The sequence below is a fragment of the Actinoplanes sandaracinus genome (genome assembly GCF_030009775.1).
Classification (GTDB): Bacteria; Actinomycetota; Actinomycetes; order Mycobacteriales; family Micromonosporaceae; genus Actinoplanes; species Actinoplanes sandaracinus.
This window is the reverse complement of the sequence record NZ_JASCTH010000044.1, coordinates 1-14,769: the sequence shown is the minus strand read 5'-3', so window position 1 is coordinate 14,769 and position 14,769 is coordinate 1. Positions and strand designations below refer to the sequence as shown.

Below are 14,769 nucleotides of genomic sequence, written 5' to 3'. Positions count from 1 at the left end.
CCGGGCCGGATGGCCCCGCCGTGTCTTGGCTGACACCGCAGACACTGTCACGCGGGAGCGCGCCCAGGCATGGGTGCGTTGTACGTATGTTTCCGGTCGCTCTCCCAGCGCGCGGCGGTGGCCGGCACCCGTCGGATCACGCGGCGGGCGATCAGGAAGTCCCAGATCCGGTCGGCGGCGTCGGCCGGGAGCATCCACGCCCGCCGGCGCGCGTCCGCCAGACTCGCCGGCCGGGCGAAGATCTTCAGGAACGCGCACGTACGCCGGGGCAGGAGCATCACCCGCCCGTCGGCGCGGCGGAACGCCACCCGGTCGCCGGGCTCGTCCGGGTTGGCCCGCTGGATCTCGGCGAGACGCCGCAGCACCGCCGGATCCGGATCGGTCAGCACCTCGCCGTCGAGCACGAACTGGCGTTCCTCGTCCTCCGGGCCACGCCGCACGCTCCGTTCCAGCAGGTCACGGACCGCGGTGCCGTACCGGTCGTGGTAGAAGAAGGTGTGCGGGGTGTCGGTGCTGCTCACCCAGGGCCGCGGGTACTCCCCCATGTAGAGGCTGAGTTTGTCGGCCATCACCTCGTCGCGGACCCGCTGGCTGATCGGCTCGTCGAACAGCAGGGTCCGGTTGATGTCGGCGCCCTCGAACGGCCGGATGCCGCTGATCCCGAACCGGTCCGGCTGCTTGGCCACGATGGCGCCCGGGGTGAGGACGAACTCGCCGAGCCCGCCGAAGGTCCACAGATCCCGGTTGTCGCGCAGGAAGCCGACCGAGTCCCGAGCCTCCTCCAGGGTCTCGGTGGGAAACCCGGTGAAGCCCATGATCTGTACGCCGATGCCGGCCCGGTTCATCGAGGCCATCGTCTGGCGTACCTGCGCGGGTTTGGTGCCCTTGTCGATCAGGTCGAGGATCCGCTGGTTGCCGGACTCGAACCCGACCGAGATCGCCGTGCAGCCGGCCCGCTTCAGCAACTCGCAGCGTTCGTCCGACCAGTACTTCTCCAGCCGGATCTCGGCGCCCCAGCGGACGTCGATGCCGCGTTCGACCACCTTCTCGGCGAAGCGCAGGATCGCCGCCGGCGCCAGCACGTCCACCGAGAAGTAGACGAACGGGGCGAACTCCGCGAGCGCCTCGACGTCGCGGATCATCCGGTCCACGGTGTCCTGCCGCCAAGGGCTGGTCGGCCCGTCGGTGTTCAGGCCGTAGTCGCAGAAGGTGCACTTGTTCCAGTAGCAGCCACGGGTCGGCGAGTAGTACACGAACCGGGTCGGGCTCAGGTACTTGTCCCACGGCAGGTTGCTGAAATCCGGGGTGGGCAGGTCGCCGAGTTTCTCGTACCGCAGCATCGGCAGCGCGCGGACCGCGCCGTGCCGGGGATGAAGCCGCACGTTGGGATGGTTGGTGGGCAGGGCGCCGGCGCCGAGGGCGTCGAGGATCTCGGTGTACGCCGACTCGCCCTCGCCCACCACGAGCGCGTCGAAGTCGGTGAACAGCTCGAAGAGCCGCCGGGGCTCGCGCAGGTTCTTGAAGCAGTCGGAGACCTCGGTCCCGCCGGCGACCAGGAAGACGCCTGGCAGCGCCGCACGGACGAGGCGGGCCAGCCAGAGCGCGAACGGCAACTGCCATTGGTAGGTGATGCTGATCCCGACCAGGTCGAAGCCGCCGTCGCGCAGCCGGGGCAGCAGCGACTCCTGGTAGTACGGCGTGAAGGGCCGGCTCAGCCGGGACAGCACCGCCGGGTCGGTCAGCGCCTTCAGCGACCCGATCTCCACCTCGCGGGGCGCGTTGAGCTGGAAACCGTTCTGGAACTGGCCCGGATAGCCGGTGGCTCCGAGGCAGTTCATCCAGGCCGAGACCCCGTCGACCGCCCGGTGGTAGGCGTCCAGGTCGTAGAAGCGCACCGGGTCCTGCAGGGTGGCGACCGCGTCGCGGATCATCTCCGGATCGGGGGTGCCGACCTGCAGCAGGTGAGCTCGTTCGGTGAGGTCGGTGGTGGTCCGCGCCTGGCTGAGCGCCTGGTCGAGCCAGGCCAGCGCGGACGGGGTGTAGGAGTGGTGGAAGGCCTCGATGTTGGCGTCGATGACGGTCGCCGGCCGGTGCCCCACCGACCGGGCGTACGAGTCGAGGTAGTTCAGCGAGTGGTACCCGGACGTCGGGTCGGTCAGCGGCGGATAGATGAGGGCGGCGTTCGGGCTGCTGGTCACTGATGTACCACCTCGAGAGTCGGGGCAGCCCAGGGCGAGCGGTGCACCCTCAGGTAGCCGATGAGGAATCCGGCGAGTTCGCGGAGTTGCTCCAGGTCACGGAAGCCGCGGTCCCAGGCGGCGGCGGTCAGTCCGGCCGGGTCGCAGCCCCACGCGTTGGCCAGCACGGCATCGATGACCTCCGTGCGGAACCGGGCCGGACGGCCCTGCCGGCGGGACAGGTTCACCTGGATCGCCTTCGCGGTCACGACGGCGTGGCGAGCGGTGTCGAGCACGTCGGGCCGCCGCAGTTCGGGCGGGATCATCGACACCGAGATCTGCCGGGTCTCGGCCGCTCCGAGGCTGCGGACCAGCAGTCGCAGCGTCGCCTCCGGGGCCGGCAGATCCGCCTCGGCGGCGGTGAGCCAGGAGCCGTCCGGGACCGGCGCGCCGCGCCCGAGCCGGTCGGCGGCCAGCAGGGCCAGCCGTTCCAGGCCGGGATCGCGGGGGTCGGCGCCGCTGAAGCCGGCCAGCACCCGGGCCCGATGCAGGCGGGCGAACTCCGGGTGCAGCACGCGCAGCGCCACCAGCAGTTCCCGCTCGGTGACCCCGCCCGCACCCTCGTAACGGGACCGCCAGCCTTCCAGATAGGTGGTGTGCACGTGCCGGATCGGCTCGTCGCCGGGTCCGGCCGGGCGGAGCGCGGGGTCCCCGGCCGCGGCGGCCCGCAGCAACCGCCGGGCGTCGTCGGCCTTCGCGTCGACCGGATTGTCCCGCAGCCAGTGCCGCAGCCGGTCCATGGCGGCGCCCTCGGCACGCAGCGCCAGGGAACGCCAGGTCAGCAGCCGGAACGGGATGCCCGCGGCGATGTCCAGGATCTCGGCGCCCTCGTCCGGGCCGATCACACCGGCCCGGACCGCCCGGCGGACCGCGATCCGGATGTTGACCAGCGGCTCACTGAGCTGCCGGTACCCGTCTTCGCCGAGACCGTGCACCACGGCGACCTCGTGGTCGCCGGTCACGACGCCGTCCCGGTACAGCGCGAACACGTCGCCCACGCCGCGCATCCCGTACTGCCACAGCTCGGCGGCGCGCAGGGCGCCCATGCTGCTGCTGCCGGCGACGACGACGCCGCGTTCGAGCAGGAACAGGATCTCCCGGTGCCGGACCGGCGGGCGGTGCATGAAGAATCCGTCGACGATCAGGATCCGGTCCCCGGCGCAGGCGTCGAGACGGAGCAGATCACCGTGCCCGACCGGCGGCATGATCCGGACGCCGGGAAGCAGTCGCGCCGCTTCGGCCGCGGGCAGGCTGGGGCCGAGGAAGAGGACGTCAGGCATCGCCGGCTCCCGGGCGCAGGGAGAGGGCGGCGTCGTCCACCAGGCGCAGGCCGGGGGCGATCACCCGGCTGACCGGGATGCCGAGGTCGTCGTGGGTCAGGTCGACGACGAACGGCTCATGGCCGGTGTAGTCCCGGATACGGCCGGCGACCAGCTGCACGAGCGCCTCCAGATCCTGGCCGAGGGCCGACACCACCGGGTCCGGCGGACGGATCGGCAGGCGGGGCAGATCGACGGCCGGCGGCGGCTCGGCACCGGGGTCGGCCGGCAGGTAGACCTCGCCGGCGATGTCGTCCCGGGCCCCGCCCACGGTGACCAGCCGGGACTGGGCGGCCTCGGCCAGCGCCCGGCCGACCGCCCGGCCGGGGTCCACGTGACATCCGAAACCGCCGAAGACCATGGGGATGGAGCTGTCCCATAGGGACGCGCCGTAACAGGGCAGGCCGGTGGGACCGGTCAGATCCACCACCTCCACCCAGGACGAGGAGCCGCGGATCGCGTCGAGCACGGCGACGGTCGACGGGTCGGTGCAGGTGTCCGGGTCGACGTACCGGCGGTCGGCGAGGGCGGAGACCGCGTACGGGGTCATGCACTCCCGCTCGACGAGTTCGAGAAGCGCGTGCAGGGTCGCCTCCGCCGGGGTGTTGCCGGTGGCCAGCCCGCTGCTGGTGGGGGTGAAGAGAACGTCGTTGGGCGACGACGGGCCCCAGTTGCCGCCGGGCGGGACGGTGAAGTCGAGGTACACCAGGTCGTACGGGGCGAGGTGGGTGCGCCCGGTCAGCAGGCCTCGGCCGGCGATCCAGTCGAGCACGGTCCGGCCGGTGAGCGGGGACCGTGGGGCCAGGTGCAGGGCGCGCGGGTCGTAGCCAAGATCAAGGTCATCCGCCGGCGCTCGTACGGCCACCCCGAGCCGGGGATTCTCGGCATGCCAGCCCTCGATGCTCTCCATCGTCGCGGCCACCCGGGACTGGACCGCGGTCAGTCCCGTGCCCACGGTGACCGCCAGGCACCGTCCGGTGGGCCGGTACGCGACGTGCACCGGCAACCCGACCTCGTCCAGGCCGGTGATGTCGGCGACCCGGGTGATCCCGAACACCGGCAGCAGCGGCCGGATCCGTTCCCAGGTCTGCTCGGCCGGCGCCGCACGGAAGGATCCGGGCCGGGTCGGATGATCGTTCACGCTTGTCGGCACGGGTGTCCTCCCCACGCGGTGGGGTGGGCGGGGCGGGCACCCCCCCCCCCCCGGCCGCTACTTCGACTGGTAGAGGTTGTTGTTGACGTTGTTGCCGGCCGCGATCAGCTCGAGGTCCTCGTCGGTCAGCTCGCTCAGGTCGATCGGGGCGTGCTCCGGGACGCGCAGCACGTGCGTCCCCGGGGTGCCGTGGAACGCCTGGAGGATCTCGGTGCGGGTCAGAAGCTCCTCGGGCTGGCTGCGGTCGACGGTCACGGTCGCGGCCGGGTCGACCGGCAGGCCGGCCTCGATCGCGAACTGCTTCGGGTCCGCGAGCAGCGCCGCGAGCGCCGCGTCGTCGCTCCAGGCCTTGGCGAGCAGGCCCTGATAGGCACGGTCGAATGCGGAGAAGTCGGATTCCTCGGTGCTCATGACACACGTCCTTCCGGTGCTACTGCGAATGGGGTGACGGCCCGGTGGAACCGGTGGGGCCGCGATGCCGGGCCGGGAAGCGGCGGTGGCGTGACCACGACGCTAGGAACCCCCGGACGGCCGGGGCAAGGCTTGCGGCGGCGACGGCACGGGACCCTGCCGTGCTGCCCCGGCCGCGGTACGGATCGATGCAACAGTCGGGGTTCAGGTGCAGCAACAGGGGCAGCAGCAGGCGCCGGCCGGGTCGATGCCGGCGACCACGCTGTCCAGCTCGTGCTCGGAGAGCTCCTGTTCGCTGACCGGGTCCAGGGCCGGCACGTAGAGCACGAACGTCCTGCCGGCGCCCGCGTCCAGCCAGGCCTGCACCTGCACGCCGATGTCGGGATCCGCGCCCTGCGCGTCGCGGACCACCACGACCGGCACCTCGGGCGGCACGCCGAGGTCGTGTTCGGCGAGCAGCCGGTGCGGGTCGTCGGCGAGGAGGCGCTCCTGGTCCGGGTCGGACCACACGTCGGCGACGAGCCGGCCGTACGCGGTGATGAAGAGTGCGCGTTCTGTCGGGTCCATCGTGCTGTCTCTCCGCTCTCACGGGGCTTGGGTGGGCCCCATCGTCGGCCGGTCACCGGCCCGGCGCGGTCCGGTGGCACGGGACCGGACCGCGGCCCCCCGGCGCCACGGCATCGATCGGTGCCGTGGTGCCGGCCACCGGGGCACCGTCCCGTGCCGCGCGCCGGGCGCCGCCGGGAATCCCGCCGATACTCGGGCACACGGCGGACGGCGCCGCACGGGCACGATGAGGATCAGGTGGTCTTTTATGGCATGCCGCAGGCGTGACGGGTTCGGGCGGATGGCGATACCCGCCGCCTTCTTCCTGGCCGTCGCCGGATGCGCGGGCCCGGCCACGGAGCCGGCGGCGTCCCGGCCGGAGGCGGCTCAGGCCAGTGCCGCCGGGTTCGACCCGGCGGCGGTGCTCGCCGAGTTCGACCAGGGCGACTCGGCGGCGTCGAAGAGCGGTGACGGCGAGAAATTGGCCGTCTGGGAGACCGGTCCCGCCCTGCAGAACAGCCTCGCCGCGGTGAAACGGGCCCGGCTCAGCCAGCGGGTGTCACCGGGGTTCCGGCATCAGGATCCGGTGTTCGCCGTGGCGGACCCCGCGGACTGCTTCGTCGCCGCCGCGAAGCTGGCCGTCGACTCCGAGGACCGGCCCCGCGCGGACGTCAGCCACTTCGTCCGCGCGGACGGCGGCCGATGGCAGCTCAGTCACCACGTGATGGTCGCGGACCCGCTGATGGCCGCCGCCGGGATCTTCACCCGGGCGACCGGGCGGCCCACCGGCGAGATGCTGGACGCCGCCCGGCGCACCGCGCTCACCGGCGAGGTCTTCACCCGCAGCATCGGCGGCCCCGCCGACACCACGGTCCTGGCACGCAGCGCGGTCCTCGACGACCAGCTCGCGGCCGGCTGGTCCATCTACACCCAGCAGATGGAGGGCGCCGGCATGAAGGTGGACCGCCGGCTGACCGCCTCGGAGTGGGCGCCGTGCGCGGCGAAGGCGGATGACGGGATCGTGGCGTTCCTGACCCTGAACGTGGTCGACACCATCGTCTCGACGAAGGACGGCGCCGACGCGGTCCTCGCCCCGCCCGCGCCGGACCTGCTGGCCACCGGGCGCACCGAGGCGGTGCGGGCCCACACCATCACGGTCTCCCGGGTGGAGGTGTTCCTGCTGAAGGTGCCTCCGAGCGGGGCGCCGGCCACGGTGGCCGGGCTGACCGACGCCGCCACCGAGATCACCGCGACGGACTGAGGCGGCGTGGCTCGGCCATCCGGTCACCCGGGCCCGGTGTACGGCAGGGATCGGTGCCATCACTGGAGCCGGCGGGGACTGTCCGCCAAGAATCGCCGTGACCCGGCTGCGAGGTGAGACCGATGCATCGTCCCCGTTTCCGCCACGACTACCTGCCGATACGCCTGGCCGAGCCGTACCAGGACCACCTGGTGGTGGTCGGCGAGACCCGCAACGTGATGATCGAGGATCCGGTGGCGGCGGAGCTGGCCGGCATGCTCGACGGCAGCCGCGCCCTCGGTCAGGTGGTCGGTGAGCTCGTCGGCCGGCACTCGGCCGCCGCTCTGGCCCGGGCGCTGCGCCGGCTCGACGGGCTGAACCTGCTGACAGCCGATCCGTGCGCGACGCCGAGGCCGGTGGCGGCCGCCTGGGACGCCCGCGGCGTGGCTCCGGACCGGGCCGAGCAGTGGCGGCGCGACGGACGGGTGCTGCTGATCGACGCCGGGTCGCCGGCGGTCGCCGATCTGGCCGTCCGGCTCGGCGGCCTCGGTCCACCGGTGACGGTCCTCCCGATCGGATCCCCGGAGCTCCTCGACGAGCAGGGCACACTGCTCACCGAGCGCAGGACCGGCGACGAGCTGATCGTGGTCGCCCCGGGCTCGATGATCGACCCGCGGCTGGACCGGCTCAACACCGCCTGCCTGGCCGCCGGCCGACCCTGGCTGATGGTCCGGCCGCACGGGCACGTGCTGCTGCTCGGCCCGCACCTGCGGCCCGGTGAGACCGGCTGCTGGGAGTGCCTGCGGCGGCGCTGGACGGACAACGAGGAGGTCATCAACTTCGTCGTCGAACAGCGCGGCGAGCGCGACCGGCCCAGCCCGGCCTGGGCGGCGCTAGACGCGACGACCGCGGTCCTGGCCGGCCTGCTCGCCGCCGAGCTGCCGGTGCTGGCGGTCCTGGGCCGCTCGCCGCGGGTGACCGGCCGCATGATCTCGCTGGACACCCGGGATCTGAGCGGCGGCACGCACCCGCTGGTCCGGCTGCCGCAGTGCCCGGCGTGCGGGGACCCCGCCCGGCTCGGCGGCGGTGATCCCCGGGTGACGGTGGAGCCCGACCCGCTCTCCGCCGACCCGGAGACCGGCAGCCGGACCCGGTCCGCCGCGGAGAGCCTCCGGCTGCTGGACCGTCAGGTGGGCCCCTACCTCGGTGTGGTGACCCGGCTCTCGGCCACCGGCGACGACGGCGGCGGGGTGATGTTCAGCTTCACCGCCGGGCACAACTTCGCCCTGGCCCGCCGGCCGGAGCGGCTGCGCGGCAACCTGCGCGGGCTCAGCGGCGGCAAGGGCCGCACCGAGGTGCAGGCCCGGGTGAGCGCGATCGGCGAGGCGATCGAACGGTACTGCGGGGTGTGGCGGGCCGACCGTCCCACCCGGCGGGCCACCTACCGTTCCCTCGGGCGTGACCGGGCCGTGCCGATGTCCGAGCTGCGGAACTTCTCCGCCCGCCAGTACGCCGAGCGGGACCTGACCAACCCGGACGCCGGATGGTTCCATCACGTGCCGGCGCCGGTCGGCGACGACACCGAGCTGGAGTGGACCACCGGCTGGTCGCTGACCCACGACCGGCCGTGCGACCTTCCGGCCGCCTACGTCTGGTACGGGCATCCGGACGCGGCCCGCCTGAGTCTGGGACCCGCCGACTCCAACGGCTGCGCCGCGGGCAACACCGTCGGCGAGGCGATCCTGCAGGGCTTCTACGAGCTGGTCGAACGGGACGCGGTCGCCCTCTGGTGGTACCACCGGTCCCGCCTGCCGGGGGTGGATCTGGACGCCGCCGGCGACCCGTGGATCAACGCCGTGCGCCGGCACTACCGCACCGCTCTCGGCCGGCGCCTGTGGGTCCTGGACCTGACCGCCGACCTGCCGGTCCCGGTCTACGCGGCGATCAGCGAACGCGACGGCGGCGGGGAGGTGCTGGTCGGTTTCGGGGCGCATCCGAGTGCCGCGGTCGCGCTGACCCGGGCGGTGAGCGAACTCAACCAGTTCCTTCCGCTGGCCGCGGCGGTGGCGGGCGCGACGGGCGGCTACCGCGGCGCCGAACCGGACACCGCGCGATGGCTGACCACGGTACGGACCGAGGACCAGCCGTGGCTGTCGCCGGATCCGGATCAGGAGCCGACCACGCCGGCACGCCACCCGGAGCCCACCGCGGCGGACACCTCGGCCGCGGTGGCCGCGGCTGTGGACACGGCCCGGACCGCGGGCCTGGAGCTGATCGTGGTCGACCAGTCCCGCCCGGAGCTGGAGCTGGCCGTGGCCCGGGTCGTGGCGCCGGGACTGCGGCACTTCTGGCGCAGGCTGGGCCCGGGCCGGCTCTGGCAGGTGCCGGCGGCCATCGGACGTGCGCCGCGCGCCGGCGGCGAGGACTCGATCAACCCGTTGAGCGTCTTCTTCTGACCCGTCCGGAGGTGTCCGTGCCGTCGATCACCGCAGTGCCCGCGGAACCGGGAACGGCCGCTCTGCGCCGGCTCCCGGTGCGGGAGGAGTACCGGTTCCGGGACAGGACCACGCTGACCAACGGCGCCGACGACTCGATGACCGTCCAGTACGGCCGGTTCCAGTTGCACATGGAACGGCTCGGTCTGGGCCGGCGGGCGATGCTGCTGCGGCTCGCCGACGAATGGCTCGACGACGACGCCGTGCAGCACCTGGTCGCCGCGGTCGAGGGCGAGAACCGCATCCTGCGGGCTCAGGTGCTGCTCCGGAGGCTGGTCACGCACGCCTGGCTGCGCCGCCGTCTGTCCGCCGGCAGCCGGCCGCTGCTGGAGATCGACCCGCAGGGGCTCGGCGCGTCGGTGCTGCCGCCGCCGTCCCGGCACCGGCCGGGCGTGCGGTACCGGATGTCCCGCCTGGCCCGGCTGGACGCCGACGGCGAGGCGCTGTCCGCGCTCAGCCCGGCCCACGCGGTGGCCGTCGGGTGCCTGGACCCCCGGGTGGCGGGCCTGCTGGCCGTCGCGGCGGCCCAGGGGTGCGATCTCGACCGGGCCGCCGCCGTGCTCGGGGCGTCCACGGCGGTGGCCGGCCGGGTCGTCGACGAGTTGCTCAGCGCCGGGATCATCGAGGAGCCCGGCGTGTCCACGGCGCCCGGCGTCTTCTGGTCGCCGGCGGAGCTGGAGGTGCATCACCGGTCCCGGGTCGGCAGGCATTCGCTGCCGGTCGGCGGCACCTACCGGTTCCAGGACCGGCTGGCCGCCGAGCCGTTGCGCCGGACCTTCCCGGACGCGCCGGTGACCGACCTGCCGGAACCGGATCTGGACGCGGTCGCCGCCGCCGAGCCGGCCCTGACCGACGTGATCCGCGCCCGGCGGTCGATCCGCGCGCACGACGACGCGCACCCGATCGGCCTGGACCGGCTCGCCGAGTTCCTGTACCGGGTGCAGGCCACCCGCCCGGCCGGCGAGCACGACGGTGTGGAGGTGGGGCACCGCCCCTACCCGGGCGGGGGCGGGCTCTACGAGCTGGAGATCTATCCGCTCGTCCTGAGCTGCCAGGGTCTGTCGCCGGGGCTGTACCACTACGACGGGACGGCACACCAGCTACGCGCGCTGGCCCCGCCCGGACCGCTCGCCGAGCGGATGGCGGGGTACGCCCGTGCGGCCGCCGCGATGGCCGGCCCGCCGCAGGTGCTGCTGGTGATCACCGCGCGGGTCGGCCGGCTCATGTGGAAGTACGAGGGGATCGGCTATCCGATGATTCTCAAGCACTGCGGGGTGCTCACCGAGCTGATGTACCTGGTGGCCACCGCGATGGGGCTGGCGCCGTGCGCGCTCGGCTCCGGCGACTCGGCCGCGTTCGCCGAACTGTCCGGCGTCGATCCGCTGGCCGAGCCGGCGGTGGCCGATTTCGCCCTGGGCTCGGTCCTGGCCGAAGGCGGGCTCCGGCCATGATGTTCCGCCGCCAGGCGCTGCGTCACCTGGAGCAGCCGGAGAGCCTGGACCAGGTGGCCCGGCTGACCACGGTGCCGAGTTGGCTGCTCACCGTCGCGTTGGTGGTCACCGTCCTGGCCACCGGCGCCTGGACGTCGACGGCGACCCTGGACCGGGAGGTCGCCGCCGGCGGGGTGCTGATCCACCCGCACGGGGTGTCCGATTTCGACGCGGCGGAGACCGGTCGTGTGGTCAAGGTCTGGGCCGACCGGAACCAGCCGCTGTCCAAGGGCACGCCGATATACAGCGTCCAGGACGAGGCGGGCGGGATCGTGACGGTGCCCGCGCCCTGGGACGCCTACGTGGTCAACCTCCTGATCGCCGAGGGCCAGGTGGTCGAGCGCGGGGCCCGGGTCGCCGAACTGGAGCGTCTGGACGCGCCCGGCGACGCTCTCCAGGCGGTGTTGTTCGTGCCGGCCGCGACCGCGCCGATGCTCTCCGCCGGGCAACCGGTCCACGTCGACGTGGCCGCCGTCTCGACCACGGTCTTCGGCACCCTGCAGGGCACCGTCGGCACGGTCGGCGCGTTCCCGGAGACCGAGGAGTCGTTGCGCGCGTTCCTCGGCTCCGGCCGGGACGTGCGGCCGCTGCTGGACGGCGGGAGCGTGGTACGCGTGGTGGTCCTGCTGCGCACCGACCCGGACTCGCCCACCGGTCTGCTGTGGTCGAAGGCGTCACCGCCGTTCCGGCTCACCTCGATCAGTGATGTCGACGGCCGGATCGTGGTGGGCCAGGACCGGCCGCTGGACTGGGTGCTGGGCCGATGAGTGAGAAGCTGATCGACCTGGACCGGCCGGAGAGCCGGCTGCCGCGCCGCCGCCGGGTGCGCACCCCGACGGTCATCCAGATGGAGGCGGTGGAGTGCGGGGCGGCCTCGCTCGGCATCGTCCTGGCGCACCACGGCCTGCACGTGCCGTTGGAGGAGCTGCGGGAACGGTGCGGGGTGAGCCGCGACGGTTCGACCGCCTCGACCGTCCTCAAGGGCGCCCGCCACTACGGGATGACCGCCAAGGGTTTCCAGATGGAGATCGACCGCCTCGGCACGGTGCCGCTGCCGGCCATCCTGTTCTGGAAGTTCCAGCACTTCCTGGTGCTGGAGGGAATGGGCCGCAAGGTCTGGGTGAACGATCCGGCGACCGGTCCGCGGCCGGTGAGCTGGGCCGAGTTCGACGAGGGCTACACCGGCGTGGTGCTGACGCTGACTCCCGATCCGGAGCGGTTCCGGCCCGGTGGCAGCCGTTTCCGGGCGCTGCCGGCCCTCGCCGCCCGCTGGCGGGGGATGCGTGCGGTGGCGGCCCAGGCCGTGCTGCTCGGACTGGTGATCGCCGTGGTCGGCCTGACCATGCCGGCCGTGGTCCGCATCTTCGTCGACCACGTGCTGCTCGGCGGCGGCGGGGCGCTCACCGGGCTGCTCACCGTGATGGCGGGTGCGGCGCTGGTGACGCTGCTCGCCGCGCTGGCGCAGGAACGGCTGATGGTCAGGGCCGAGACCGCGCTGGCCCTCAGTAGCGCGGCCCGGCTCTTCCAGCGGCTGATGCGCCTGCCGGCCACCTTCTTCGACCAGCGGCAGGCCGCCGACCTGACCCGGCGGATCCGCAGCACCGACGTGGTAGCCGACGTGGTCACCAGACGCCTGACCCTGACCCTGGTGGATGTGGCGCTCGTCATCGCGTACGGCGGCCTGCTCTGTCTTTATGATCCGCTTCTGGGCGTCATCTCGGTCGCCCTGTGCGGGCTGAACATGCTCGCCCTGCGGTGGGTGTCGGCGTTGCGGACGACCGCGGTCGCCAGCCTGCAGGCCGAGCGCAGCAAGCTGTTCAGCACGGTGCACACCACCATCCAGATGATCGAGACGGTCAAGGCGGGCGGCGCCGAGCAGCACAGCTATCAGCAGTTCAGCTCCCGGGCCGCGGCGGTGATCAACGACCAGCAGCGGCTGGGGCGGCCCACCGCCATCCTCTCCGTCGTTCCCGCGCTGCTCGCCACCCTCAACACCGCGGTCCTGCTCGGGCTCGGCGGGCCGCGCATCCTGGAGGGAAGCCTCAGCATCGGCGTCGTGCTCGGCATGCAGACGCTGGTGGTGGCGATGAACCGGCCGGTCGCCGCGCTCACCGCGGTGGGCGCCCAGGTGCAGGAGATGACCGCCGACCTGGGCCGGCTGCGCGACGTGGAACGCTATCCGGTGCCGGAGCCCTCGGAGCCGCCGGGCGACCCGGTCCCGTTGGAGGGGCACCTGCGCATCGAGGGGCTCACCTTCGGTTACAACCCGCTGGCCGAGCCGCTGCTGCGCGACTTCGACCTGGACCTGCCGCCGGGCGCCCGGGTGGCCCTGGTGGGCCGCTCCGGCAGCGGCAAGTCGACCGTGGGCCGGCTGGTGTCCGGCCTGTACCGGCCGTGGTCGGGGCGGATCAGCGTCGACGGCCGGGAACGCGGTCAGGTCGACCGGGAGCTCTGGGCGGCGACCGTGGCGATGGTCGACCAGGAGCAGGTCCTCTTCGAGGGCACCGTCCGGGAGAACATCACGCTCTGGGACACCTCGATCCCGGACGAGGACGTGGTCGCCGCCCTCGCCGACGCCGCGGTGCTGGACACGGTGCTGTCCCGCCCCGGCGGTCTGGGCGCTCCGGTCGAGGAGAGCGGACGGAACTTCTCCGGCGGCCAGCGGCAGCGCCTGGAGATCGCCCGGGCTCTGGTGCGGCGCCCGCGGGTGCTGGTCCTCGACGAGGCGACCAGCGCCCTAGACGCCCAGACCGAGCAGGTCATCGACCACCACCTGCGCCGTCGCGGCGCCACCTGCCTGATCGTGGCGCACCGGCTGTCGACGATCCGCGACTGCGACCTGATCGTCGTGCTGGAGAACGGCCGGGAGGTCGAGCGCGGCACCCATGACGAGCTCGTCGCCGTCGACGGGCACTACGCGCGACTGGTGCGGGACCAGTGAGAAGGAGCGTGCCGGATGACGGCCGAGACGGTCACTGACAACGGCGGACACCTGATCCTGGACGCCCCGAGCGACCTCTTCCTGGTCCGCGCCCGGCCCGGGGGAACACGCTCGCGGCGGCACTTCGTCGCCCGGATCCCGGCCGGCGGGCTGGTGCCGGACGTCGCCGGGACCGGGGTGTGGCGGCTGCTGGCCGTTCCCCTGCCGGGCGGGCGGCTCCGCGCGCTGTCCGCGCCTCCGGACGGCACCGCGGCCGCCGATCTGACAATGGCCGCGCTGGCCACCGCGGTCCGCGGCGACCGGGAGCCACCCCGCGACGCCCGGGTGCTGTATGCCGGGCAGGTGGAGGCGGCGGCCGCGGGCGTCACGTTCACCGGCACGGCGGCGGTCTGCTGGGTCCGCGGCACCGGCGGGCCGCTGGTGCGCAACGACGACGAGACCTTCGGCGACGGCGTTCCCGTCCTGCTGGCCGGGCGCGACTGGGTGCGCTCCGACCGGGGCGGGGCGGTGGAGGCGATCACCAGCGACGACCTGCTGCGGTCCGGTGAGTTGTGGGATGCCGTCCGGGACCAGACCGTACGGCTGCTGCGGCTCGTGGAGCGGCAGGGTGAGGCGGCCGACGCGGCTCTCCTGGAGTCGCTCGCCGCCCGGGCGGAGGCGAACCGGGCGGCCGTCGCCCGCGCGACCCGGATCGCCTCGGGCGTGGCCGGCGCCCGGGTGGGCGCCGGCCGTGTCGGGCACGGTGAGCGCTACCGGCGGGCCGCCGCCGCCCTGCGCCTGGTCGCCGGTTCCGGCCTGCCCGTCGTTGAGCCGGCCGGCCGGCGGGCCGCCCCGGCGGACCTCGCCGAGGCGGTCCGGGTGGTGGCCCGCAGCTCCTCTCTCCACTTGCGCGACGTGCAGCTTCCGGAGCGCTGGTGGCGGCTGGATCTCGGCCCGC

Annotated in this window: 11 protein-coding genes; 6 read left to right on the top strand and 5 right to left on the bottom strand. The window is 73.6% G+C overall.

Going from position 1 to position 14,769, the window contains the following annotated elements; genetic code table 11:
• Positions 1–47 precede the first annotated feature (47 nt).
• The 5 genes from QLQ12_RS42920 to QLQ12_RS42900 all read right to left on the bottom strand — a co-directional run bounded on the left by QLQ12_RS42920 (position 48) and on the right by QLQ12_RS42900 (position 5,687).
• The gene (locus QLQ12_RS42920) at positions 48–2,198 is read right to left on the bottom strand and encodes a B12-binding domain-containing radical SAM protein (RefSeq protein WP_282766823.1); all 2,151 of its coding nucleotides are present in this window, start codon (positions 2,196–2,198) and stop codon (positions 48–50) included.
• Entirely contained in the window at positions 2,195–3,517 is a 1,323-nt protein-coding gene (locus tag QLQ12_RS42915) for a TfuA-like protein (RefSeq protein ID WP_282766822.1), read from the bottom strand. Before QLQ12_RS42915 ends, QLQ12_RS42920 begins: the two co-directional genes overlap by 4 nt.
• Positions 3,510–4,709 (bottom strand): YcaO-like family protein, encoded by a 1,200-nt coding sequence (locus QLQ12_RS42910; RefSeq protein WP_282766821.1) that lies wholly within the window; start codon positions 4,707–4,709, stop codon positions 3,510–3,512. The genes QLQ12_RS42915 and QLQ12_RS42910 overlap by 8 nt, the downstream gene beginning before the upstream one ends.
• A 57-nt stretch (positions 4,710–4,766) precedes the next feature.
• Positions 4,767–5,120: a hypothetical protein gene (locus tag QLQ12_RS42905; protein ID WP_282766820.1), complete on the bottom strand. Its 354-nt coding sequence runs from the start codon at positions 5,118–5,120 to the stop codon at positions 4,767–4,769.
• A 204-nt stretch (positions 5,121–5,324) separates the two neighbouring features.
• A complete protein-coding gene (locus QLQ12_RS42900; RefSeq protein WP_282766819.1) occupies positions 5,325–5,687 on the bottom strand; it encodes a hypothetical protein in 363 nt (120 codons plus the stop codon).
• A gap of 280 nt (positions 5,688–5,967) precedes the next feature.
• On the opposite strand from QLQ12_RS42900, the gene QLQ12_RS42895 reads away from it, so the two are divergent.
• The 6 genes from QLQ12_RS42895 to QLQ12_RS42870 form a co-directional block, all read left to right on the top strand.
• Positions 5,968–6,927 carry a hypothetical protein gene (locus tag QLQ12_RS42895; RefSeq protein WP_282766818.1) on the top strand — a complete coding sequence of 320 codons (960 nt, stop codon included), beginning with the start codon at positions 5,968–5,970 and terminating at the stop codon, positions 6,925–6,927.
• A 122-nt stretch (positions 6,928–7,049) separates the two neighbouring features.
• The gene (locus QLQ12_RS42890) at positions 7,050–9,362 is read left to right on the top strand and encodes a TOMM precursor leader peptide-binding protein (RefSeq protein ID WP_282766817.1); all 2,313 of its coding nucleotides are present in this window, start codon (positions 7,050–7,052) and stop codon (positions 9,360–9,362) included.
• A 17-nt stretch (positions 9,363–9,379) separates the two neighbouring features.
• Entirely contained in the window at positions 9,380–10,852 is a 1,473-nt protein-coding gene (locus QLQ12_RS42885; protein ID WP_282766816.1) for a SagB family peptide dehydrogenase, read from the top strand.
• Positions 10,849–11,658, top strand: a complete 810-nt coding sequence (locus QLQ12_RS42880; RefSeq protein ID WP_282766815.1) for an HlyD family efflux transporter periplasmic adaptor subunit — start codon at positions 10,849–10,851, stop codon at positions 11,656–11,658. Before QLQ12_RS42885 ends, QLQ12_RS42880 begins: the two co-directional genes overlap by 4 nt.
• On the top strand, positions 11,655–13,832 hold the full coding sequence (locus QLQ12_RS42875) for an NHLP family bacteriocin export ABC transporter peptidase/permease/ATPase subunit (protein WP_282766814.1): 2,178 nt from the start codon (positions 11,655–11,657) through the stop codon (positions 13,830–13,832). Before QLQ12_RS42880 ends, QLQ12_RS42875 begins: the two co-directional genes overlap by 4 nt.
• A 15-nt stretch (positions 13,833–13,847) precedes the next feature.
• The coding region (locus QLQ12_RS42870) for a hypothetical protein (RefSeq protein ID WP_282766813.1) at positions 13,848–14,769 on the top strand (922 nt) is incomplete at its 3' end.

Excerpts from the sequence above, each read along its gene's own strand:
- QLQ12_RS42890 (WP_282766817.1), top strand. The coding sequence starts at position 7,050 with ATGCATCGTCCCCGTTTCCGCCACGACTACCTGCCGATACGCCTGGCC.
- QLQ12_RS42880 (WP_282766815.1), top strand. The coding sequence starts at position 10,849 with ATGATGTTCCGCCGCCAGGCGCTGCGTCACCTGGAGCAGCCGGAGAGC.
- QLQ12_RS42905 (WP_282766820.1), bottom strand. The coding sequence starts at position 5,120 with ATGAGCACCGAGGAATCCGACTTCTCCGCATTCGACCGTGCCTATCAG.
- QLQ12_RS42895 (WP_282766818.1), top strand. The coding sequence starts at position 5,968 with ATGGCGATACCCGCCGCCTTCTTCCTGGCCGTCGCCGGATGCGCGGGC.
- QLQ12_RS42875 (WP_282766814.1), top strand. The coding sequence starts at position 11,655 with ATGAGTGAGAAGCTGATCGACCTGGACCGGCCGGAGAGCCGGCTGCCG.
- QLQ12_RS42900 (WP_282766819.1), bottom strand. The coding sequence starts at position 5,687 with ATGGACCCGACAGAACGCGCACTCTTCATCACCGCGTACGGCCGGCTC.
- QLQ12_RS42915 (WP_282766822.1), bottom strand. The coding sequence starts at position 3,517 with ATGCCTGACGTCCTCTTCCTCGGCCCCAGCCTGCCCGCGGCCGAAGCG.